Genomic DNA, 21,965 nt, shown 5'->3' with positions numbered 1-21,965 from the left:
CAAATGAATGGCGGGGAAAGAGCTAAGAGAGGGATTTACGACTGGGGCCTGTTCCGCCGCAGCTGCAAAAGCGGCGACGCGAGCGTTGATCCAGAAGGCTACTATGCTGGAAATCGAAACTACTCTTCCCAACAAACGAAAAGTCACGTTCCCATTAAAACGGTGCGAATTGAAAGAAGATATGGCGATCTGTAGCATCATTAAAGACGCAGGCGACGATCCGGATTGCACCCATGGAGCTGAAATGACCGCAGAAGTTCGTTTAACATATTCAAACGAAATCGTCTTAAAAGGTGGCGAAGGAGTTGCGACGGTTACGAAGGCGGGATTGGGTCTCGAAGTGGGATCACCTGCGATCAATCCCGTACCAAGAAAGAATATTACGGAAATGATATTAGAGGAATTGATCGGCACCGCGTTCTCAGGTGCAGAAGTAACGATCAGTGTTCCCGGCGGTCAGGAGATGGCTAAGAAAACCATGAATGAACGACTAGGTTTGATCGGAGGAATTTCCATCCTAGGAACGACCGGAATCGTTAAACCTTACTCCACTGCGGCATACAAAGCTAGCGTTATCCAAGCTATATCGGTCGCGAAAGAATTGGGATCCGATACCGTCGTCCTCACGACCGGAGGTAAGTCCGAAAAATTCGCAATGGATCTACTTCAGGAGCTAAACGAGTCTTCGTTTATACAAGTCGGAGATTTTATCGGAACCGGAATCAAAAGCGCGGTCAAGGAATCCATGGCGCAAGTCATAGTCGTTGGTATGATAGGTAAGCTGTCAAAAATGGCGGACGGAGTCATGATGACTCATCGAGGCGGATCCTCCGTCAATACGAAACTTCTAGCCGAGATCGCTCGAACGGAAGGAGTTCCCGAGAACGTTTGTATCGAAACGGAAACGGCAAATACCGCGCGGCATGTGTTAGAACTTTGGAAAGAAACGGGTCACACCGGGATACTTTCAACTATTTGCAAGAGAGTTTCCGAGAATTGCGCAAAGCATGCAGGTACGAATTTAAAAATATCCTGCTATCTCGTCGATTTTGATGGAGCTCCTCTTGGCGAGTATATTGCAAAATGAGAATATATCTAAAGGAATGATTATCACGATTATGAACGACATGCGACAAATGACATCTCTCGGAAGAAATATAGAAGATAGATCGTTTCAAATCATCGACGAGGAGGCGGGAATACATTCTTACCCCCCTGCCGATTGGGAAATTGTTCGTAGAATCATTCATGCGACCGCCGATTTTGAATTCAAAGAGCTTACAAAAATCCATCCGGAAGCCGCCTCGTCGGGTATCTCCGCGTTGAAGCGAGGTTGTTCGATTATTTGCGACGTGCAGATGATCTTAGCCGGTTTGAATCGGGAACGACTCGATGCTTATAATTGTAAAACGTATAGTTTCATTTCCGATCCGGACGTAATTCAAAAAGCAAAGGAAAAAAATTCTACAAGAGCAATCGAATCGATTCGAAAAGCGTCGGAGCTTGGCCTTTTGGACGGAAGCATCCTGGCCATCGGGAACGCGCCTACCGCTCTCTTAGAGATCGTCCGTTTGATCGAAAGCAATGAAGCAAAACCTTCCTTAATCATCGGAGTTCCCGTCGGCTTTGTGTCTGCAAGCGAATCGAAGGAATCAGTGATGGTATTACAAGGTTCCATTCCTTATATCATAACTCAAGGTAGAAAAGGTGGAAGTACGATTGCCGTAGCGATTCTGCACGCGCTTTTATTATTATCTGCTAAAGGAAATCATGTATGAAAGCCGTCGTAGTAGTCGGAATCGGAGACGACGGATGCGTCGGCCTATCCAGTCAAGCAATGGGAGCCGTCGCTAGAGCAAATATACTCGCTGGTGGAGAGAGACATTTGGATTTTTTCCCGGAGTTTGATGGAAAACGAATCACGTTAAAGGAAAACATTACAGCGGCAATCGATCATATCGCCGAACTTTCTGGAGAAAATACGATCTGCATACTCGCTTCGGGCGATCCTCTTTTTTACGGAATCGGCAATCTAGTACGGAAAAAAATCGGAGCGGATCACGTTGAATTTATTCCTGCACCGAGCTCCATGCAACGCGCCTTCGCGAAAGTCGGGATCAATTGGGATGACGCTAAGGTTATCTCCATGCATGGCCGCGACAAAATCGGCTTTGTAAATAAATTAAAATTTCATAATAAAATTGCCTGTTTCACCGACGGATCCAACTCCCCCTCCTCTATTGCACGAAATATGATACAATTCGGAGAGACGGATTGGATAGCTTTTGTCTGCGAAAATCTAGGAGGTAGAAGCGAATCTGTTCGAAAATTTACGATATCGGAGCTGAGCGTTGCTTCCGATATTTCCGACCTAAATGTGCTAATTCTCATTAGAGAAGATGCAGAATGGCGACGTCCTTCGGTTATTCCTTATCGAGAAGAGGACGAATACGCAAAGCGAATCCCCAAAAAAGGTTTAATCACCAAAAAGGAAGTGAGAATTCTATCGCTTGCTGCGCTGGAAATTCGAATCGATTCCGTTGTTTGGGATATCGGTGCAGGTTCCGGCTCCGTTTCGATCGAAGCGGCTTTTCTAGCTTCGGAAGGACGGGCATATGCTATCGAAATCGATCCGGAAGGAATAGCAATTTGCCAAGAGAATAAACTTTTCCATAAAGCGGATAACGTTTTTATAATTGAAGGTCGAGCGCCGGAAGCACTCGCAGATCTACCGTCACCGGATTGTGTTTTCGTCGGCGGCTCTAAAGGAAGTCTGGAAGAAATCATAAGGGTATCCTATCAAAGATTAAAGGAAGGCGGCAGACTCGTAGTAAATGCGGTTACCCTAGATAATGTATCGGAGGCATACCAAGCTTTCAAGAATCTCGGGCTGGAAATGGAAGTCATTCTATTGAACGTTTCGAGAGGGCAAAAATTAGCGACTTACCTCCGCTACGAAGCCTTAAATCCGATCCATATTTTTAAAACTATTAAACGAAGCATGGAATTATAATGAACGAAACTAAAACGCTAGGTAAATTGTTCGGAGTCGGTGTAGGCCCGGGTGCGACCGACTTAATCACTCTAAGAGCGATAAATGTCCTAAACGAGGCCGAAGTACTCGCAATTCCCAAAAGCAGCGAGCATCTACCCTCTTTTGCATGGAGAGTTTGTTCACCGCTTGTTAAGGAAAATTCCAAACAGGAAAAAATCTTTCTACACTTTCCGATGAGTAAGGATCCTAAAGTGTTAGTACCAGCCTGGGATAAAGCATTCAACGAAATCGGAGCGCGACTGCTGAACGGAAAAAATGTCGCATTCGTTACGCAAGGAGATCCTTCCGTCTACAGCTCTTGGAATTACCTGAGAGAAGAGGCTCCTGACCGATGGCCGGGAATCGAGATAGAGATCGTTCCGGCTGTCACTTCAGTTACTGCAATCCCTGCCGCTTTACAAATTCCGTTAGCCGACGGGCGGGAACGTTTTTGCGTCCTGCCTGCAACTTACGGTTTGGAAGATCTACCAAGACTTGTAGAAGACTTTGATTCGATTGTTTTAACCAAGGTCGGCCAAGTCATTCCTGAATTAGTGAGAATTTTAAAACTACTCGGACTTTTGGAAAACGCAACGTATGTTTCTTACGGAACTACGGATAAGCAAAAAATCGTGAAAGATTTAGAATCGATTCAAAACGAAAACTGCGATTACTTTTCTATGGTCTTAATTTCTATCCGCAAACGTAAAGGCGTTCTTCGAGGAGAGTTATATGAATCCGATTAGAAAACCGTACGCCATTTATGCGATTACAAAACACGGGATTATCCTCGGAGAGCGACTTCGGAAATCCCTCGGAACTGCGGATCTCTTCGTTTCGAAAAAACTTTCGGATCAAGCTCCCGCCGATTCGTTAAGCTTAGCCCTACCGATGGATTCGACATTGCGGGAAACATTCACTCGATACGACTGCCACATTTTCATCATAAGCGTCGGGGCAGTCGTGAGAATGATCGCACCTTTATTACAAAATAAAAAAGTAGATCCGGCAGTCATATGCGTGGACGATAAGGGTTCATTCTCCATCTGTGTTCTTTCAGGGCATGTAGGCAGAGGCAATTTTTTTACTCAAATCGTTTCCAAAGCTTTGGAAAATACTCCTGTTATCACGACAGCCTCGGATGTGGCCGGGACCCTAACTGTCGATATTTTAGGAAGAGACTTAGGTTGGGTTTTAGAGGATCAGGATAGAAACGTTACTAGAGCCTGCGCGGCAGTGGTGAACGAAACCAAAGTATTATTTGTGCAGGAATGCGGGGAATCGGAATGGTGGCCAAAAGATAAACCGCTTCCTCCCGGCGTCGAATATTCGACCTCGCTCGAAGCTGTCGATCCGAATAAGTATGAGATATTATTGATCGCCACCGATCGATCGAATATAAAACAAACGCATCCTAATCATTATAATAATTCCGTAATATATAAACCGAAAAGCCTGATTTTAGGATTGGGATGCGATCGCTACATTTCGTTCGAGGATGCGAAATCCGGGATTATGACGACGTTAGACGAGAACGGTTTAAGCTTGGAATCCGTTCGTGCAATCGCAAGTATCGATCGAAAGCATGACGAACAGGCCTTTCTTGAACTGGCTCAAATGTATCAATGGGAATTTCTTACATTCCCGGCATCGGAGCTGGATAGGGCTACTGGAATCGTTTCACCTTCCGCCATGGCAACGAAGCATGTAGAAACCCGATCGGTCTGTGAAGCCGCGGCGTTACTCGGCGCAGGTACGGATTTCCTAATAGTCCCTAAGAGAAAATACAAGAGAACTCCCGAGAGTAAAAATCTTACCGTGGCTGTTGCCAGAATTCCTTTTTTACCCAGAGAAGAAGTTTTGATTACGAAGGAGGCTATTCATTCATGAAATATGGAAAGCTAAATTTAGTCGGAATCGGTCCCGGAAGAGACGAGCATATCACGCCTGCAGCACTCGAAGCGATTCACGAAGCGGAATATGTTATCGGCTACTCGACCTATATCGGTTTGGTCCGTCATCTTTTAACGGGCAAGCAAGTAACAAGAACGGGAATGACCGAGGAGATAGGGCGGGCTCAGGCCGCTGTTGAGGCCGCCGCAGATGGTAAAAAAGTCGCTCTCATTTCGTCCGGTGATGCGGGTGTTTATGGAATGGCAGGCTTAGTGTTCGAAGTTTTACGAAAAATCGGATGGAAGCGAGGGGATTCTCCAGAAATACGAATCTTTCCTGGAATCAGCGCGGATAATTCCTGCGCGTCCCTTGTGGGAGCTCCTTTGGTGCATGATTCTTGCCGAATTTCTCTTTCGGATCTCCTCACTCCGTGGCCAATCATCGAAAAGCGAATCGACTCCGCCGCTAGAGGAGACTTCGTTATTTCACTGTACAATCCGGCCTCGGGGCGGAGGCAGAGACAAATACTGGAAGCAACTCGCATTATAGGTCAATACAGGCCCGGTAACACTCCCGTTGCACTTATCAAGAGTGCTTATCGCAAACAACAAAGCGTCGTGTTATCCGATTTGGATCATTTTTTAGATTTCGAAATCGGTATGAATACCACGGTAATCATCGGATCGTCCAATAGCTTTATCTATGAGGGATTTTTCGTAACTCCTAGAGGCTACTCGAACAAATATTCTTTAAAGAGCGGTGAAGTTCAAAACGGTCAGAGAAAAGGATTTTCTCTGAGAACTGAAGGCGATTTATCGGAAAAATCGAATACTCCGGACGGAGAAAGAACTTTAAATATTACTAAAATATCAAATGCATTCGTTCGAGCCGATACCTCCGTATTGGAGCCGGAAGAACCGATAATCGAAGACAAGAATCTCGAGCGCTTCGAACGGGATTCCTCGGTTGCTTCCGCTTTAAATGCTTTGCGATTCGTCCAATCCGTTAAATCGTCTCCGACCAAAACTCTAATACCGGGAGAAGAAATTAAGGATTTCGGCAAGATAGGAAGACTTGCCGGCGCTCTTTTATACGAATCGAAAGAAGAATATTATTTAATCGGCAAGCTAAAGCGACCCTGCCAATTCGAAGATTTCGGTTTTTCCTATGCCGAGGAGCATACACGTTGGACCAAACTTAACGTAGCGGATTTGAATCTTGCGCGAACAAATTCTTTCCAATTCTTAGTTCCCTCCAAAACGACTCCCGACGATCTTTACGAAAGATTTGCAGTGCATCGTAATTCGTCCATTAGCGAGAGAATTACGGCTTTGCTAGAGGATTCCAGCGATAAAGTTATTTGGAATCAATCGGAGTATTGGGACTTAAGTTGGCTACCGTCGCTACCGAAACCGATTTGGACAATTGTTCGAGACGAAGTATTAAAATGTTCATGAGAAAATTATTATGAAAGTGTATATCATCGGCGCCGGACCGGGAGATCCGGAACTAATAACTATTAAAGGAGCAAAGAGAATCGAAACGAGTCCTATCGTCCTTTATACCGGTTCCTTAGTTCCGGAGAGAGTAATCGCCATGGCGAATCCCGAGGCGAAGATAATCGATTCCTCCGGCATGACATTGGATGAAATCATTCAAGTTTTAAGGGAGGCATTTGAAAAAGACCAGGATGTCGCCCGAGTTCATACCGGGGATCCTGCCATTTTCGGATCGACGGCAGAGCAGATGCGAAGAATGGATGAATTAGGAATTCCTTATGAAATCATTCCTGGGGTATCTTCTTTCACTGCGGCTGCGGCGGCTTTAGGCAAGGAACTTACTCTCCCTGAAGTATCGCAAACGGTCATTATCACTCGAGCGGAAGGCCGAACACCGATGCCTCCGAAAGAAAAATTGGAAGTTTTAGCGCAATCCGGAGCAACCCTCGTATTTTTCTTGAGCGCACTTCTTTTAAGAAAAATCACGGAGCAGCTATTGCCTTACTACGGAGAGGATTGCCCCGTTGCAATAGTTCAAAAAGCCTCCTGGCCGGAACAAAAAATCGTCTTAGGAACATTGTCTGATATTTCAGAAAAAGCTAAAGCGGAAAAGATCAATGCGACCGCAATCGTATTTGTCGGACGAGTTTTGAACTGCCACGACTTCGCAGATTCTCGACTATATTCTCCCGATTTTTCCCATAAATTTAGGAAGAAAACGAAACTGCAAAAATCGGTTTCGATCGATTCACCTCTACCTGGTTAAACATGGAACTTTCGTCTAAAGAACGTCGCGGATTAATGATCGTTAATACCGGGGAAGGAAAAGGCAAAACCACTGCCGCATTAGGAATGATATTCCGTGCTTTAGGACGTGGCATGCGTTGCGGGATCGTGCAATTCATCAAAGGAAAGTGGGAAACGGGTGAAAGAAAATTCGCCAAAACGATTCCTGAATTAGATTTTTATGTTATGGGTCTCGGGTTCACCTGGGATAGCGAAGACTTAGATAAGGATAAAAAAGCCGCCCTCGCAGCTTGGGAGTTATCCAAAAAGATGATTTTAGGGGGAGATCATGCGCTCGTTGTTTTGGACGAAATTACCTATGCATTTCATTTCGGTTGGATAGACGTAAAAGAAGCTTCCGATGTTTTTAAAACGCGTCCTTCTCACGTTCATATCGTTTTAACCGGAAGAAATTGTCCGGAACTTCTACTGGAGCAGGCGGATCTTGTAAGTAAAATTGAAGCAGTAAAGCATCCGTTTCAAATCGGAATAAAAGCCCAGGCTGGAATCGATTTCTAAGAGGACAATTGGAAAAATCACCGAGCATTCCTAGAATTCTAATTGCGGGGACCGGTAGCGGGGTAGGTAAAACCACTACCGTGCTCGCGCTTTCGCAGGCTTTCAGAAAACGCGGTCTCAGAGTTTCAACGTTCAAATGTGGACCCGATTATTTAGACCCGACATACCACACGTTAGTCGCCGGAGTAACTTGCCAAAACTTAGACGGATGGTTAATGGGGAAAGAAGCCGTATTAAAAACCTTTCAAGCGGCAAGTGCAGAAAGCGATATAGCGATAATCGAAGGCGTCATGGGGCTCTTTGACGGAGCCTCTCCTACAGGAGACGCAGGCTCGAGCGCAGAAATAGCCAAATGGTTAGAGGCACCTACACTGATCGTATTGGATGCAAGAGGGATGGCTCGAACGATTGCCCCGTTAGTTCTAGGATTAAAAAATTTTGATACGAGTTTAGAAGTAAGCGGAGTTATCGCCAATTTTATCGGCACGGAAAACCATCGTGAAATTTTAAGATCCGCATTGGATCCCTTCCTCCCGTTAGTCGGAGGGTTTCCCAAATCTCCAGAACATTCATTTCCAGAAAGGCATTTGGGACTCCGTAGTGCACAGGAAGCGGGAATAGGCGACGATAAATTGGCTTATTGGGCGGACTTATGCGAAACTTGGTTTGATTTAGATAGAATCTGGAAGATTGCATCGGAAAAGCTTTACAAGCCTATCGCTTCCGAATTAAAAGTCAATCGATCGAAGACTTCATACAAATGCAGGATCGGACTTGCAAAGGATAATGCATTTCATTTCTATTATGAAGATAATTTACGAAGGTTAGAGATGGCCGGAGCCGAACTAATTCCCTTCTCTCCGATTTCCGATTCTAAATTGCCGAAAATAGACGGTCTCTATATCGGAGGCGGTTATCCGGAGCTATTCGCCGAAGCCTTGTCATCCAACAGAACTCTTCTAAAAGAAATTTATGAATTCGGAATGAATGGACGCCCGATATATGCGGAATGCGGAGGACTTATGTATTTATCGGAGGAAATAGAGACAGTAAACGGAAATTCTTTTTCGATGGTGGGATTAATTCCAGCAAAAGTCAGAATGCACGAAAAATTGCAGGCATTAGGCTATACGGAAGTGAGTACCGAAGAAACATCCTTCTTAGGATCAGCCGGCACTAGGTTCCGGGGCCATCAATTTCGATATTCAAGCTTAGAGGTCAAAGAACATAAAAACGTAAAACTACTTTATAGAATTCGAAAAAGAAAGGGCGAAACTACTTCTTCGGAAGGTTATTCGGATCGAAACATATTAGGATCTTATGTGCATGCTCACTGGGCATCTAATCCAAGCATTCCCGAGAATTTCGTAGCTGCCTGTGTTAGGATACCGTCTTGAAAACGCTCGGACATGAACGATCTATAATTCAAACCGACGGAACATGGTTGGATATAGACCTGAAAGAAACGCATTTAGCATTGAGTTGGACGGTCCTAGGCGGAGGCTGGACTAGAATTAGACACGCGACTTGGCTTCGCGTATGCAACGATGATTTACCTCCCGGAGTGAATCCGTCCGAGCACTATCGCAATCGTCTTATTGAAACGGGACGTGATGTACAGAGTCTAGGCTTTTTAACCAGCGCCTCTCTGTTCGCTTATACGGAAAGAATTTGTAGAATTAAAGATTTGTGGGTCCGCTGCATTGCGACTGTCGGTTTAGGAAATGCCTTACGAGTTGGAGAACTGCCGCTCTTCCATCAAAATTACGGTACAGTTAATTTGCTCGTTCAAACTTCCGTTCCCTTAAATCTTCCTGCGTCAATCGAGGCAATCTCGATAGCTGCCGAAGCAAGAACCCTCGCGATTTTAGAAGGAGATATTCCGAGTCTCTCCGGTTTCCAATCGGCCACCGGAACGGGAACTGATTGTATCGGAATCGCATCTCCTGAAAATGATAAGACTCGAATTTATGCGGGAAAACATACAGACATCGGTCATCTAATCGGAAGTTCGGTACACCAAGCAGTGGAAGCGGGGGTTCAGAAATGGAAACTGGCAAAAACGAACGTCGGTAAAAAATGAAACGTTCTCTTTTTCTAATACGCCATCCTTGGACAATCGGCGATAATAAACGCTGCTTCCCTGGAAACGATAATTTATCTCTTTCTCCGGAGGGAAAACTTGAGGCAAAAAACTTAGGCATCGAGCTTTCACGATATTTAACCGAAAATGAAACCATTTTCCTCATAAGTCCTTCATTATGCTGTACTGATACATGGGGCAATATGGGATTTAGCGATAAAATTTCGGCAACGTTATTAAGCGAATTAGAAGAACTTAATTTCGGAATATGGAAAAATCGTTCTTTTGGAGAGATACATCGTTTATTTCCGGATAATTTTCGTCAATTTTCGGAGTTCGACCCGACCCTTGAATTTCCTGGGGGGGAACAAATCTCCTCTTTTCTGAAAAGAATCTCTCAAGTTAAAGACCTGGTTATAAACGAATTTTCCCTTGGATCCGATATCGTGCTGATTTCGCACGGGGGTGTTTTGTCCGTTCTTATATGCATTCTATTAGGAATGGCTCCGGTGGAATATACAAAGTTTCGATTACTTAGCGGTTCTATTTCAAGTCTGGAAATTTATAAAAACGGAACCGCTTCACTTACCGGTTTGAATAGATACGGAAGACTTTCGGAGGGACAATGGCCGATATAAGCCTCGTTACAGGCGGCTGCCGGAGTGGAAAGAGTCGATTTGCATTAGAAAAAGGAAATGCATTCGTAGGACGAAAAATTTTTATCGCCACCTGTCCTAAAATCGACGATGAGATGGATGATCGGATCCGAAAACATCAGGAAGAGAGAAAAGACCACAACTGGGAAACGATAGAAGAACCGTTAGATTTACATAATGTATTTAGCAATTTATCGTCGAAAGAAGAAAAAATCGTAGTGGTAGATTGCTTAAGTCTTTGGATCAACAATCAATTATTCAAATCCCAGAACGAAGGTAAGATACTAAGCGAGCCCTCGGTTCGAGGATCTGTAGTAAAATTTTTAGAGGAAGCTCGTTCTTGCTTTCCCGGCAAAGTTATTTTTGTAACGAATGAAATTGGATTAGGCGTGGTTCCAGAATCGTCTCTTGTCAGAATTTATAGGGATTTATTGGGAACATGCAACCAAGTCGTCGCCAAGGAGGCGGACGAGGTATTCTTATTGATAAGCGGCATTCCGATTCGATTGAAAACCGGCGAAGGCGTAAAAAATGAACGAATCTGAGATGCAAGCTCACGGGGGCAATATCGATGCCCTTTCTAAAGAACTCAATTGCAGTCGTGAAGAAATCTTAGATTTTTCGGCTAACTTGAATCCGCTCGGATTTCCGGATTGGCTTCGCCCTTTAGTTAATTCGCAAATCAGTAATCTCGCATATTATCCGGATATTCGATACGAAGCCGTCAAAACAGCTCTCGAAACGCGATGGGGAATTCCGGCAAGCGAACTCGTTTTCGGAAACGGAGCCTCGGAGCTTCTATACTTCTTACCGCGAATTATCCAGTTTGATCTGGCAATTCTTCCAGTCCCTAGTTACGGAGATTATGAACGAGTCCTGCAAAAAAACTCGATTCGATGCCAATATTTTGAATTACGAAAAGAAGTGAACTTCGATTTAGAATACGACCGACTCGAAACGATTCTTAAACAGAATTCCGATAAAAAGAAACTAATCATATTAGGACATCCTAATAATCCTACCGGTCGAATCTTGAACCGTATAGAGATCGAAAATTTAGCAAAGAGTTATAAGAATACATTCTGGATAATAGACGAATCTTTTTTAGATTTCTGTTCGAACGCTATTTCTTTCAGAAAGGACCGACCCGATAATATGGCGATCGTCCGGTCATTAACAAAAATATTATCGATTCCGGGCTTGAGGGCCGGAATTTGCATCGCGGATCCCGATATTTGCGAACGATTATCCGATTTGCTTCCCCCATGGTCGCTGAATCGATTAGCCGCGGCGGTTATAGAAAAAGCTGCGGACGATCCGAAATTTTTCGAATTATCTAGAAAATCGCTCGAACGATGGAAAAAACCGTTCTTCGAGCAATTAAACTCGATTCCGCAATTAACCGCATTCCCCAGCGAAACGAATTTCATTCTCGTCAAATTATCCGCGACGGAAATTTCTGTTTCCGATTTAAAAAAAGAACTATTAGAAAAGCATAAAATATCAATTCGTGATTGCGAGAAGACTCCCGGACTAGGGTCCGGATTTTTCCGAATAGCCGTTCGCAATGCGGAAGATAATCGTACCTTGATTAGCGCACTTCGAGGAATTTTCAATATCCCTTCAAGTTCTAATGTGCATTCCCGAAAAAAACCCGCCTTGATGATACAAGGAACCGCATCCAATGTCGGGAAAAGTTTACTAACGGCCGCCTTTTGTAGAATTTTTCGACAAGATGGGATCGGCGTAGCACCTTTTAAATCGCAAAACATGGCCTTGAATTCGTTTGTAACCGTCGATGGATTCGAGATTGGAAGAGCGCAGGCCCTACAAGCGCAGGCGGCAGGAGTTCCCGCAGACGTCAGAATGAACCCCATACTGCTAAAACCTTCAAGCGAAAAGGATTCGCAGGTTATCCTGAACGGAAAGCCGATAGAAGCGATGGATTTTCGCGATTACACGAAATTCAAGCCGAAAGCCTTCGAGCAAGTGATGAAATCCTACGATTCCCTCTCCGAAGAATACGAGGTGATCGTGTTAGAAGGCGCCGGAAGCGTTTCCGAAGTGAACCTAAAAGCGAATGATATCGTAAACATGAGAATGGCTCAATACGCTGAAGCAAAGGTTCTATTGGTCGGAAACATAGATCACGGAGGAATCTTTGGAGCTTTGGTAGGTTCCCTCGAAACGATGGCGGAGTGGGAAAGAAAATTAGTTTCAGGATTTCTAATAAATCGTTTTCGAGGAATTCCGGAACTATTGGATCCGGGAATTCAATATCTGAAAACATATACTAATAAATCCGTCTTTGGAATAATACCTCATTTCGAAGGATTAGGCCTGCCGGAAGAAGATTCCTTAGAATTTAAGTCGGGAAAACTAAGCGATGAATCACCGTTAAAAAACAGGATTGATATAGCCATGATCGATACTCCTAGAATTTCCAATCACACAGACGTCGACGCTTTGCGATTGGAAGAAGATGTTCGATTGAGAATCGTAAAATCTGCAGGGGAACTAGGTAGCCCGGATGTGCTAATCTTGCCGGGAAGTAAAAACGTTGCTTCTGACATGCACTATTTAAGAACTTCGGGGTTCTCGGAAAAAATCCTTAAAATGGCACAGGACGATGCAACGGAAATCGTCGGAATTTGCGGAGGATATCAGATATTAGGAGCAAAGATACATGATCCTTATAAAATCGAATCCACTTCCGGAACTACCATAGGTTTGAACTTATTACCGATAGAAACTACATTAGAGAAAGAAAAAGTACTCAAGCAAGTCGGAGCTAAGCATCTACCTTCCGATAAAGTCGTTTATGGATATGAAATTCATCACGGAAACACCGAGCTAAAAGATTCGATTCCGATCGTCGTCGTTTCTAGAGAAGGTATCCATTTAGGACATTCCAATCGAAACGGAAGGATTTGGGGTACTTATATTCATGGAATCTTTGATGCCGACGAATTTCGTCGCTCCTTTCTGGATAAAATCAGAGTTCGAAAAGGGATGAATGCATTGGGTGGTGTGACCATAAAATATGAATTAGAATCAAGCTTAGAGAGACTTGCAACCGGAGTCCGAAATTCGGTAAATATGAATGAAATTTACCGACTTATAGGATTGAGATGAGACTCGAAACAATCATAGTCGCTTCGATTCTAATGGATTTAATTTTAGGCGATCCGCGCAGGATGCCTCACCCGGTTCGCTGGATCGGAAAATTTGCGCGATTAACGGAAAGACACGCGCGGAATTTTTTTCCATCTCCTTTTTGGGCTGGATTTTTTGCATCCTGTATCGTCTATTCGTTTTCTTTCACGATTCCTTTTACGATCGGCAAAATATTCGAAAGTTTTAGCTCTATCGCAGAATCAATATTTTCAATTTTCATAATATACACGACCATTGCTCTTCGCGACTTATTAAACCATAGCAAAGCCGTCTATCACGCATTAAAGTCTGACGATCTGTCCCTCGCGAGAGAAAAGGTGGCTTTACTTGTAGGAAGAGATACTCAAAATTTATCCAGATCGGAAATCGTTCGAGCGTGCGTAGAAAGCGTTGCAGAAAGTTTGGTCGACGGCGTGACGGCACCTTTATTCTTCGCAATTTTCGGAGGTCCCGCTTGGGCGGTTCTATACAGATCCGTAAACACTCTAGATTCCTTATTCGGTCACAAGAATCAACTGTACGAAAAGTTCGGGACATTCCCTGCTAGAATCGACGACTGCGCCAATTTCCTACCGGCACGACTGACAGCTCCGATGGTATCCTTGAGTTCGGCTATCTTATTCATGAATCCTATTCGATCCTTTCGAATTCTACTACGGGATGGCAGAAAACATCCGAGTCCTAATTCAGGTTTGGCGGAGGCGGCGGTCGCCGGAGCGTTGGGAGTCAGATTAGGTGGAATAAATTACTATCAAGGAATCAAAAGTGAAAAACCCTTTTTAGGAGATGAGAAAGATTCCTTGTCTTCCATTCATATTCTGCGCGCCAATCGAATCATTTTTATCACCTCGATTCTATCTTGCATATTCTTCTTAATTGCACGTCGCTTAATCGTAAGTGTTTAGAGAGTACAGGAATGCATAGATTGAACCCGATAGAATTGCTTTCTCTTTATATATTTCGGCATGCAGAAACGGATTGGAATGCCGAAGGAAGACTTCAAGGCCAACTAAACACTCCGATATCTGTAACGGGTCAAAATCAAATCAAATCTATTTCTGATAAATTAAAGGATCGCGAAATAGACATTTTATACAGTAGCGACTTACTGCGTGCTCGACAAACCGTCTCTCCTTTGGCCTCCGAATTAATGATTCCTCTATTTTTCGATTCCCGCCTACGAGAGGTCAACCTTGGCGAAGCACAAGGAATGCTGATTTCCGAAATCGATGCTAAATTCGGTGAGGATACTTGGACAAATTGGAAAAGCCTGGAAGCAAAATGGGAAGCAGTGAATTTTCCGAACGGTGAAAGAAAGAAAGATGTCGACTTGCGCATTCTTTCATTTTTACGGAATCTATTCAACACACAAAATCGAAACCGAATTGCGATATGCACTCACGGATATTGGATTTATAGAATGTTCCATCTTCTTGAATCAAGATCGGTCGAGAATATTTTGAATTGTGAAATTTACGAAATCCTTATCGACAAAGAAAGTCTTCTAAAAAACCGGCCATAGCCTCTATTCGAATATTCGGTTTCCTTCGTATCTCAGATAGGAAGGGGAATAGGGTGCAGGGACGGACAATTGATTGGGTTGTCTATTAGTCGGATCAAACCTAAAATAGAACATAAATTAGGTCGTCCGAATTTCTGCCGGATCGATTTTGGTCGGATTCTTGAAAACCGTATTGCTTAAATTGTTATGCGAAATATACAGTTTCTATTGAAATATCGAAAAATTATGGACTTATGTTAGTTATAAGATAATTTATTTTCGTGCGAGTTTATCGGAGAATTGTTTCGGTTGTGATTCTGATCGGAATTTGCGCTTACGGTTGTGACAGGCATTCCGGTCACGGACATATTTTATCGTTAATCCAACCGACGGCTTCGTGCCTAAACTCTTCGGCAATTACCAAAGGTGGCGCGCCTGAAACCGGTTCCTCGCCCGGCCATTATTTTTACTACTATGCCGGTAACGGAACAATGGACTCCATTTCTTTTACTTCAAATCCCTCCGGGAACGGAGCGGGAATTTACATAGGAAACTCGAATTCCACCGTTACTGGCAGTAATTATAGCGTATCTTCAAATTTCGCGGTTTACGGACAACCCTCGCCGTTTACGCAATCGATTCAGACCGACAAAGGAAGTTTCAGATGTTTTTTGGTCGTTATTCCCTACGACCATCTGTCATTTTCCCTTAAGATTCAGTGAGAAATCATTAATTTCTAAAAAGTAATTTGAATTTCTTTAAAATTATTGGATGAACGAAACGACATATTCGGAAATACAAGGTGAGAAAAATTTCGATCGGGGAACGAAATCGTATTGAGAAATACGTTCAAATCGACATTCGAATGGCGACTACTTTCCACCAAACCGATCGTTTTCTGAGCCGAATTTTTCCCGCATCCAATCAAAAAAATCCGCGTGCCACAATTGTATCGCTCCCATTTGACAATGTTCCGCTCCGCCCGAATTGCGATCGTAAATTTTAGTCGTAACGCTTTCGGCTCCGGTCAATTCGGTCTGAAATTGCGATACTTGCTCGACGGGAATAAAATGATCCTCTTCTCCCGCTAAAATTAAGACATGCGATTTAATACGCTTTGCAATTCCGGATAAATTATATTTTTCGAATTCTTTTACCGTATCTAACGGATGCTTCGTTCCTAACGTCCATTCTCCGTTAGCGGTCGCCCAGGCAAAACCGGGCGAAAAGAAGGACTTTATTTTCACGATCGACATTAAAACAGAATTCAACCCGTGATCCTTCAACCAAAATGAGACGGGAGGAACATAACGTTTCGCAACTGCACCCATATCGAAAAGAACGTCAAAGGCAACCACTCCGTCGATTCGATCGTCGAAGGCCGCGGCACGCGGCGCCAGATAACCCCCCATACTCATTCCGACTAATACGATTTTACGAGGACGTCTATGAGATTCCAAAAACCGATCAATCACAGCTTTTGTGGGTATTTCCCATTCATGAGTAAAGACCAGTCCTTGCTCCCTGAGTACCGAACCTTGTCCTGGACCTTCGAACGTCAAAACCGAATATCCATGTTGCCAAGCGTCTGCAACTAACGTAAAATACAGTTCTTCAAGAGTAGAATCATAGCCTCCAAAAAATACGATCAGCGGCCGCTCATTAAAACCGATCGGCCCCGGATAGTAAATCGCATTCAAATGATTTTTCCCGAACGGAATTCGAATCCTTTCATATGTGATTCCGAGGATATCCAGTCCTTTATAAAATGCGGAGGTATTATCCTTCCAGGAATCACCGCGTTTTGGATCGTCCGGAGGAAGAAAAAATTCCGCAGTTCGAAAGTAGTTATGAGCTCTAAGATAAGCTCTCCCTCTACTTTTAGTATCGCGGACCGTTTCCGCCATTTTCAGGGATTTCTTCCCGGTCTCTGTCCAAGCCGAGTACCAACCATGCGAATCGCCGGATTTGATTTTCCGAATTGTCTGGAGAACTTCCTGTATATCCGCGCCATCGAAAGGAATGTCGTTTAACGCCCGTAGAGTTTGGAAATGGTAGGATTGATCCTCGAAAAACCTATGCTGCCCACTATCCGTGGGACGAAAAAAGAAGTAAGCCACCAAAATGATGACCGCAACTACAACAATCTTAAAAAGAAGAGATTCGATTCTCACTGAAAAACCCCATAATATGAACTGTGTTCATATTGTTAATAAAAAATTCAGGCCGGTCAATCAAAAATATGAACGTAGTTCATATTTTTTTATTTTAGGGCGTCTATAAACAAAGTAAAATCCAGTCCACAAAGTTAGCTTTGCCGAATCTTTTAATTGTTTCCCGGAGTGGCCTGGGGAGAAAAATGTAGGCGTTGAATCCTTTGTCGTTAAGACCGAATAAATGACTTCGATCAGAAATAATCTCAGAAAGCCGATTCAAAAACGTTCCATCGATAAAAAGGAGCGATTGGTGCAAGCAGCCTACCGGCTGGTTAAAAAACACGGATATTCGAATATCGGAATTAGAGACATCGTCCGGGAAGCGGAAGTTTCGATCGGGTCCTTTTATGCTTACTATAAGGACAAAAGCGATATCGGATTGGAAGTAGTTAGGCAGATTAGCGAAGAGTTTTTCGGAAAATTAGCGCAGGATATCATACGAGATTTACCAAAAACCGAAGACTTTGAAACGATCGTTTATTTACTTCTATTAAAAATGAAGGAGAATATACAAAAGAATCGAAAGCTTCATAAGGAATTCGCCCTTCTTTCCTATACGGACGATAATATCCGAAAGGCAATCCAAACTGTAGAAGTGGAAAGAACCAGGATCGAAGTCTCTAAATTATTAAAACATTATGGACAAGTATTGGAGATCGACGCCGACGAGGCGCAGTTAATCGTAGCTCATCGGGCCATGGACGATATCATTGGACACTTGGTTTTTTTCGGATCCGAATTGAGCGAGGAAAGAATCCTTAAGGAAACGGCAAAAATGATTGCCCGCTACCTTACTAAAAAGTAATTCAAACTTCGTAAGTTTATTCGCTCATCTTTTTCAATTCTTCGATCCCGGGTAAATTGGAAAGATCCGGAACGATCACGATTTCGATCCTGCGATTGGCCATGCGATTTTCGGCGGTAGTGTTCGAAACTGCCGGTCTGGATGAACCCATCGATGCTGCACTGATTCTTTCTTCAGGCATTCCCGCCTTAACCATAGTGTGTAAAACATTCAAAGCTCTTGCAGATGCGAGTTCCCAGTTCGAATAACCTTTAACTCCCGTGGGGATGTCGTCGGTGTGTCCCTCGACTTGAAAGCGGCGACCTTCTAAGGAAGCTAAAATGCCCGTAACTTCCTTAATCGCATCCGTACCTTTAGGCGAAAGACTTGCGGAACCCGGAGGAAAGAGAATGTCTGAAGATAAAACAACCACCATTCGTCCGTCTACGATTCTAATTTTCAGTTTTCCCGCATCAATCATACTCTTGAAGCTAGCAAGAAGATTCTTATATTCCATGACGCGATGTTGAGTTTCTTCCTGTAGACGTTTCATATCGTCCATCGAGCGAAGTAGACCGAGTTTATCCTTTTCCAGAGCCTCAAAATCCTTCGATTTACGCGTATAGGCTTCTTGGAGAGAGTCGTACTTTGACTGTGAGACGCAATATTGCGATGTTAGAATGATAAATATCAGAATAAATAAGGAACTTCTTTTAGGTTTCATGGTCTTCTCCTCTAAATCTAGTTGTGCATCGAACTAAGACGCACTGTTAATCTATCGATCATTCTCTTAAATTCCTGAGACATTCTAATAGGAAATTGTGTTTGTGAGGGAAAAAATCTGGCAATAAACAAGCATAAGGGTTAGTCTGATCCGTAAGTATGCATCATTTCTCATTAGAACCGGTCCGAATCGGAATCTTTCCTTTTCTACTGATATTTGCGCTTTTTTTAAGTGCGGAATCCCGTGCGCAAACTACGCCGGCAGGGACACATGTAAATCCTAAGGAATCATTAACCGGCGGGCCTCCCACTTTAAAAAAACTAGTCGAAGATGTAAGAGCTACTTTAAAAGAACGAGGCTATACTCTAGATAAAAAGTCTCAGTTTACAGGTTCTGTTTTTAAGGGAAGTTCGGTAATTTTTAAACTGCAATTTCCCGAAGGCAAAGATAGGAAAATAATTCGCAAACTCGGAATCGGTCTCGCTCACGAAATTCCGGACGAAGCGGTGATGGTTCAAATTTTCATTTCGGATTCCCAAGATCGAAAGCTTTCTCCCTTATATACCGGACTTGCGGAAACATCCTTTATTTATGAATGGGAAGCAAGATACGGGGAAAACCATTTCCTAATAGAAATTCGTTTAGAAGAATCGGAGTCTAACGTAGCCAACTTTGAACTTTTATTCGGAAGCGAGCTATATACTCCTTCCGCGGCCTTCGGAAGAGAGGAAAAGGACCAAAACCTCAATCTCCCTCAATCTCCCGGTACGAAGCAACCAGGATTAGATGGTCGAGCGCCGGGAACCACTGAGACCAGGAACTACTTTGAAGTTTTCAAGAAAGAATTCTAACCAAACAGAGGATTAGGATGAAAAACTCTTATTTTTCTCTTAGATAGTCGCATTGAAGCTTTAATAATTTGTTATTGAATTGCGAAAATCGGGTATTTGTTGTAGCGTAGACTATAAGCCCGAAAGCTACGAAGGGTTTAACCAAGCGGGCTCGCTAACGAGTACGAAAAATAAAACGCTCGGGAAATATCCTCGCAAAAGAGGTCTGAATCAGTGAAGAAAAAGGATGGTAGCCCAGTCTACCCCATTAATGGAAATTTTAGAAATTCTCGGGAACGAATTCTAGAGGGGGCAGCGATCGCTTTTGCTAGAAAGGGTTTCCACGGTACCTCACTACGTGAAATCAGCAGAGAATGCGGATTAGAACAACCGAGTATTTATCACCATTTTCATTCAAAGGAAAACCTGTTTCGTAAGGCGCTCGTCGCCACACACTTAATGATTTTAAACGGCATTCGGAGTCGGATCATTAAAGAAAAAGGCTTAAGGGAGGAAGTGGTTTCCGTTTTCCAGGCAATCATAGATATCGCCCGAGAATTTCCCGAAAGAACCCGCCTACCATTCAGTCTGGTTTATTCCGCCCCGGAAAATCTTGTTCTAGAATACACTAATCATTATGGAGCCCAGTATAGAAAATTGTTAGAAGCTGCCGCGACGCGCAACCCTCCAAGCAAACGACCCGACTTAAAATTATCTTTATTAGTGGATCTCCTTCACAGCCTCATACTTTCCATAGCTTCCGAACGCTTTTTTGAAGACCGAGTCAAAGGAATCGAAGAAAGAATCGATTTTATTCTATCAAACAATTAACCTCCGACAAGGACCCGGGAAATTCATCGATTTACCGTAAAAAATCTATCGTTTTTTGGTCGTATCCCAGATCGATACGGTTTTTCTGGTCCGCATGAACGCACCTGAAATCGTACCAATCGGCCAACTTCCCCCTTTGGGAGTTGTCCCTAAAAAAATGCATGCACAGGTTATCCGTCCTGACAGGTTCGGAGATCCGATAAAATCAATTCAACCTGAGGAAATCGAAGTCCCTGAAATCGCCCCCGACGAAGTTTTAGTCGCGGTCATGGCCGCAGGTATCAACTACAATAATGTTTGGGCCGCACTCGGATATCCGGTAAACGTAATCGGAGCCAGAAATAAAAAAGGAGAACCGGAGCAATTCCATATCGGCGGCTCCGATGCTTCGGGTATCGTATATAAAATCGGATCCGACGTAAAGAATGTGAAGGTTGGCGACGAAGTAGTCGTCCATTGCGGGATGTGGGATCATAACGATCCTTGGGTTAAGTCCGGAAATGATCCTATGTTCGCCCCGTCTCAAATCATATGGGGATACGAATCAAACTGGGGATCCTTTGCACAATTTTGCAAAGTTCAGGATCATCAATGTTTACCAAGACCGAAGCATCTTAGTTGGGAAGCATCAGCAGCTTATATGCTGGTGGGCGCCACTGCTTATAGAATGCTTCACCATTGGAAACCGAACGACGTAAAACCCGGTGATGTAGTTCTTATATGGGGAGGTGCGGGGGGTCTTGGAGCCATGGCTATTCAGATCGTAAAGGCCGCAGGTGGAGTTCCTATCGCAGTCGTTTCTTCGGATGATAAAATCGATTTTTGTAAAAACCTAGGTGCAGCCGGAGTAATCAATAGGAATCATTTCAAACATTGGGGAGCCTTGACTTCTGAAATCAATAAGCCGGAAGTATTTGCGGAATGGACTAAAAACGCACGCGAATTCGGTAAGGCAATCTGGGATATCGCAGGAAAAGGAAAAAATCCGAAAATCGTTTTCGAGCACCCGGGCGAGTCGACTATACCGACTTCGGTATTCGTTTGCGAAACGGGTGGAATGGTAGTAATTTGTGCCGGAACCACCGGTTTTAATGCGACCGTTGACCTTCGCTATCTTTGGATGAGGCAAAAACGTTTACAAGGTTCCCACTTTGCAAACGATGAAAATTCCGCCGGACTAAACCAACTGGTGATAGAAAAGAAAGTCGATCCGGTTCTCGCGCAGACATTTACATTTGATGAAACTGCTAAAGCCCATCAATTGATGAAGGAAAATAAGCATCCTTCGGGAAATATGAGTATTCTCGTGGGAGCCGCTAAGCCAGGATTAGGAATCAAGTAAGGAATCTTTTTCCATCGAATCGAAACTCTCTCGTGGAGAAAATCAGCGGGAGAGTTTCCGAAACCTGAAAAAACCTAAATTATCAACTAA

At 43.6% G+C, this 21,965-nt stretch carries 22 protein-coding genes; 20 read left to right on the top strand and 2 right to left on the bottom strand.

Annotated elements, in window-relative coordinates; genetic code table 11:
- Nucleotides 1–7: 7 nt before the first annotated feature.
- The 16 genes from LEP1GSC050_RS13985 to LEP1GSC050_RS13910 all read left to right on the top strand — a co-directional run bounded on the left by LEP1GSC050_RS13985 (nt 8) and on the right by LEP1GSC050_RS13910 (nt 15,870).
- Nucleotides 8–1,087, top strand: a complete 1,080-nt coding sequence (locus tag LEP1GSC050_RS13985; protein WP_010571830.1) for a cobalt-precorrin-5B (C(1))-methyltransferase — start codon at nt 8–10, stop codon at nt 1,085–1,087.
- A 31-nt stretch (nt 1,088–1,118) separates the two neighbouring features.
- The gene (locus tag LEP1GSC050_RS13980) at nt 1,119–1,778 is read left to right on the top strand and encodes a precorrin-8X methylmutase (RefSeq protein ID WP_010571829.1); all 660 of its coding nucleotides are present in this window, start codon (nt 1,119–1,121) and stop codon (nt 1,776–1,778) included.
- Nucleotides 1,775–3,013 (top strand): bifunctional cobalt-precorrin-7 (C(5))-methyltransferase/cobalt-precorrin-6B (C(15))-methyltransferase, encoded by a 1,239-nt coding sequence (locus LEP1GSC050_RS13975; protein WP_010571828.1) that lies wholly within the window; start codon nt 1,775–1,777, stop codon nt 3,011–3,013. Before LEP1GSC050_RS13980 ends, LEP1GSC050_RS13975 begins: the two co-directional genes overlap by 4 nt.
- Nucleotides 3,013–3,780, top strand: a complete 768-nt coding sequence (cobI, locus tag LEP1GSC050_RS13970) for a precorrin-2 C(20)-methyltransferase (RefSeq protein WP_010571827.1) — start codon at nt 3,013–3,015, stop codon at nt 3,778–3,780. The genes LEP1GSC050_RS13975 and cobI overlap by 1 nt, the downstream gene beginning before the upstream one ends.
- A complete protein-coding gene (locus LEP1GSC050_RS13965; protein WP_010571826.1) occupies nt 3,767–4,924 on the top strand; it encodes a cobalt-precorrin 5A hydrolase in 1,158 nt (385 codons plus the stop codon). Before cobI ends, LEP1GSC050_RS13965 begins: the two co-directional genes overlap by 14 nt.
- Nucleotides 4,921–6,384, top strand: coding sequence for a precorrin-3B C(17)-methyltransferase (gene cobJ / locus LEP1GSC050_RS13960; RefSeq protein WP_010571825.1), 1,464 nt, complete (start codon nt 4,921–4,923; stop codon nt 6,382–6,384). Before LEP1GSC050_RS13965 ends, cobJ begins: the two co-directional genes overlap by 4 nt.
- A 10-nt stretch (nt 6,385–6,394) precedes the next feature.
- The gene (cobM, locus tag LEP1GSC050_RS13955; protein ID WP_010571824.1) at nt 6,395–7,192 is read left to right on the top strand and encodes a precorrin-4 C(11)-methyltransferase; all 798 of its coding nucleotides are present in this window, start codon (nt 6,395–6,397) and stop codon (nt 7,190–7,192) included.
- 2 nt (nt 7,193–7,194) lie between these two features.
- Nucleotides 7,195–7,731: a cob(I)yrinic acid a,c-diamide adenosyltransferase gene (gene cobO / locus LEP1GSC050_RS13950; protein WP_010571823.1), complete on the top strand. Its 537-nt coding sequence runs from the start codon at nt 7,195–7,197 to the stop codon at nt 7,729–7,731.
- 8 nt (nt 7,732–7,739) lie between these two features.
- Nucleotides 7,740–9,128: a cobyrinate a,c-diamide synthase gene (locus LEP1GSC050_RS13945; RefSeq protein ID WP_010571822.1), complete on the top strand. Its 1,389-nt coding sequence runs from the start codon at nt 7,740–7,742 to the stop codon at nt 9,126–9,128.
- The gene (locus tag LEP1GSC050_RS13940) at nt 9,125–9,814 is read left to right on the top strand and encodes an adenosylcobinamide amidohydrolase (protein ID WP_010571821.1); all 690 of its coding nucleotides are present in this window, start codon (nt 9,125–9,127) and stop codon (nt 9,812–9,814) included. The genes LEP1GSC050_RS13945 and LEP1GSC050_RS13940 overlap by 4 nt, the downstream gene beginning before the upstream one ends.
- Nucleotides 9,811–10,452 carry a histidine phosphatase family protein gene (locus tag LEP1GSC050_RS13935; protein ID WP_010571820.1) on the top strand — a complete coding sequence of 214 codons (642 nt, stop codon included), beginning with the start codon at nt 9,811–9,813 and terminating at the stop codon, nt 10,450–10,452. Before LEP1GSC050_RS13940 ends, LEP1GSC050_RS13935 begins: the two co-directional genes overlap by 4 nt.
- Nucleotides 10,440–11,015 (top strand): bifunctional adenosylcobinamide kinase/adenosylcobinamide-phosphate guanylyltransferase, encoded by a 576-nt coding sequence (cobU, locus tag LEP1GSC050_RS13930; protein WP_010571819.1) that lies wholly within the window; start codon nt 10,440–10,442, stop codon nt 11,013–11,015. Before LEP1GSC050_RS13935 ends, cobU begins: the two co-directional genes overlap by 13 nt.
- Nucleotides 11,002–13,605 carry a cobyric acid synthase gene (locus LEP1GSC050_RS13925; protein ID WP_010571818.1) on the top strand — a complete coding sequence of 868 codons (2,604 nt, stop codon included), beginning with the start codon at nt 11,002–11,004 and terminating at the stop codon, nt 13,603–13,605. The genes cobU and LEP1GSC050_RS13925 overlap by 14 nt, the downstream gene beginning before the upstream one ends.
- Entirely contained in the window at nt 13,602–14,552 is a 951-nt protein-coding gene (cbiB, locus tag LEP1GSC050_RS13920) for an adenosylcobinamide-phosphate synthase CbiB (RefSeq protein ID WP_010571817.1), read from the top strand. Before LEP1GSC050_RS13925 ends, cbiB begins: the two co-directional genes overlap by 4 nt.
- 20 nt (nt 14,553–14,572) lie before the next feature.
- A complete protein-coding gene (locus tag LEP1GSC050_RS13915) occupies nt 14,573–15,169 on the top strand; it encodes a histidine phosphatase family protein (RefSeq protein WP_010571816.1) in 597 nt (198 codons plus the stop codon).
- A gap of 290 nt (nt 15,170–15,459) precedes the next feature.
- The gene (locus LEP1GSC050_RS13910; protein ID WP_010571815.1) at nt 15,460–15,870 is read left to right on the top strand and encodes a hypothetical protein; all 411 of its coding nucleotides are present in this window, start codon (nt 15,460–15,462) and stop codon (nt 15,868–15,870) included.
- A 150-nt stretch (nt 15,871–16,020) separates the two neighbouring features.
- Here LEP1GSC050_RS13910 and LEP1GSC050_RS13905 read toward each other — a convergent pair whose 3' ends face one another.
- A complete protein-coding gene (locus LEP1GSC050_RS13905; protein ID WP_010571814.1) occupies nt 16,021–17,322 on the bottom strand; it encodes an alpha/beta hydrolase family protein in 1,302 nt (433 codons plus the stop codon).
- 223 nt (nt 17,323–17,545) lie between these two features.
- On the opposite strand from LEP1GSC050_RS13905, the gene LEP1GSC050_RS13900 reads away from it, so the two are divergent.
- A complete protein-coding gene (locus LEP1GSC050_RS13900; RefSeq protein ID WP_010571813.1) occupies nt 17,546–18,169 on the top strand; it encodes a TetR/AcrR family transcriptional regulator in 624 nt (207 codons plus the stop codon).
- Nucleotides 18,170–18,185: 16 nt separating this feature from the next.
- Here LEP1GSC050_RS13900 and LEP1GSC050_RS13895 read toward each other — a convergent pair whose 3' ends face one another.
- Complete coding sequence (locus LEP1GSC050_RS13895) at nt 18,186–18,872, bottom strand: OmpA/MotB family protein (RefSeq protein ID WP_010571812.1); 687 nt, start codon at nt 18,870–18,872, stop codon at nt 18,186–18,188.
- A gap of 158 nt (nt 18,873–19,030) precedes the next feature.
- On the opposite strand from LEP1GSC050_RS13895, the gene LEP1GSC050_RS13890 reads away from it, so the two are divergent.
- From LEP1GSC050_RS13890 to ccrA, 3 genes are all read left to right on the top strand, one after another.
- On the top strand, nt 19,031–19,723 hold the full coding sequence (locus tag LEP1GSC050_RS13890; RefSeq protein WP_010571811.1) for a hypothetical protein: 693 nt from the start codon (nt 19,031–19,033) through the stop codon (nt 19,721–19,723).
- Nucleotides 19,724–19,936: 213 nt separating this feature from the next.
- Nucleotides 19,937–20,533 (top strand): TetR/AcrR family transcriptional regulator, encoded by a 597-nt coding sequence (locus tag LEP1GSC050_RS13885; RefSeq protein WP_010571810.1) that lies wholly within the window; start codon nt 19,937–19,939, stop codon nt 20,531–20,533.
- Between the two features lie 94 nt (nt 20,534–20,627).
- Nucleotides 20,628–21,875 (top strand): crotonyl-CoA carboxylase/reductase, encoded by a 1,248-nt coding sequence (gene ccrA / locus LEP1GSC050_RS13880; protein WP_010571809.1) that lies wholly within the window; start codon nt 20,628–20,630, stop codon nt 21,873–21,875.
- The last annotated feature ends 90 nt before the right edge of the window (nt 21,876–21,965 follow it).

Source organism: Leptospira broomii serovar Hurstbridge str. 5399 (assembly GCF_000243715.2).
In the GTDB taxonomy this organism is placed as follows: Bacteria; Spirochaetota; Leptospiria; order Leptospirales; family Leptospiraceae; genus Leptospira_B; species Leptospira_B broomii.
This window is presented reverse-complemented; position numbering and strand designations above follow the sequence as displayed.

What these genes read in the sequence shown, in the direction of transcription:
- LEP1GSC050_RS13925 (WP_010571818.1), top strand. Translation starts at nt 11,002, where the DNA reads ATGAACGAATCTGAGATGCAAGCTCACGGGGGCAATATCGATGCCCTT.
- cobJ (WP_010571825.1), top strand. Translation starts at nt 4,921, where the DNA reads ATGAAATATGGAAAGCTAAATTTAGTCGGAATCGGTCCCGGAAGAGAC.
- LEP1GSC050_RS13985 (WP_010571830.1), top strand. Translation starts at nt 8, where the DNA reads ATGGCGGGGAAAGAGCTAAGAGAGGGATTTACGACTGGGGCCTGTTCC.
- cbiB (WP_010571817.1), top strand. Translation starts at nt 13,602, where the DNA reads ATGAGACTCGAAACAATCATAGTCGCTTCGATTCTAATGGATTTAATT.
- LEP1GSC050_RS13965 (WP_010571826.1), top strand. Translation starts at nt 3,767, where the DNA reads ATGAATCCGATTAGAAAACCGTACGCCATTTATGCGATTACAAAACAC.
- LEP1GSC050_RS13900 (WP_010571813.1), top strand. Translation starts at nt 17,546, where the DNA reads ATGACTTCGATCAGAAATAATCTCAGAAAGCCGATTCAAAAACGTTCC.
- LEP1GSC050_RS13980 (WP_010571829.1), top strand. Translation starts at nt 1,119, where the DNA reads ATGAACGACATGCGACAAATGACATCTCTCGGAAGAAATATAGAAGAT.
- LEP1GSC050_RS13890 (WP_010571811.1), top strand. Translation starts at nt 19,031, where the DNA reads ATGCATCATTTCTCATTAGAACCGGTCCGAATCGGAATCTTTCCTTTT.
- cobO (WP_010571823.1), top strand. Translation starts at nt 7,195, where the DNA reads ATGGAACTTTCGTCTAAAGAACGTCGCGGATTAATGATCGTTAATACC.
- LEP1GSC050_RS13975 (WP_010571828.1), top strand. Translation starts at nt 1,775, where the DNA reads ATGAAAGCCGTCGTAGTAGTCGGAATCGGAGACGACGGATGCGTCGGC.
- LEP1GSC050_RS13895 (WP_010571812.1), bottom strand. Translation starts at nt 18,872, where the DNA reads ATGAAACCTAAAAGAAGTTCCTTATTTATTCTGATATTTATCATTCTA.
- LEP1GSC050_RS13935 (WP_010571820.1), top strand. Translation starts at nt 9,811, where the DNA reads ATGAAACGTTCTCTTTTTCTAATACGCCATCCTTGGACAATCGGCGAT.
- cobI (WP_010571827.1), top strand. Translation starts at nt 3,013, where the DNA reads ATGAACGAAACTAAAACGCTAGGTAAATTGTTCGGAGTCGGTGTAGGC.
- cobU (WP_010571819.1), top strand. Translation starts at nt 10,440, where the DNA reads ATGGCCGATATAAGCCTCGTTACAGGCGGCTGCCGGAGTGGAAAGAGT.
- ccrA (WP_010571809.1), top strand. Translation starts at nt 20,628, where the DNA reads ATGAACGCACCTGAAATCGTACCAATCGGCCAACTTCCCCCTTTGGGA.
- cobM (WP_010571824.1), top strand. Translation starts at nt 6,395, where the DNA reads ATGAAAGTGTATATCATCGGCGCCGGACCGGGAGATCCGGAACTAATA.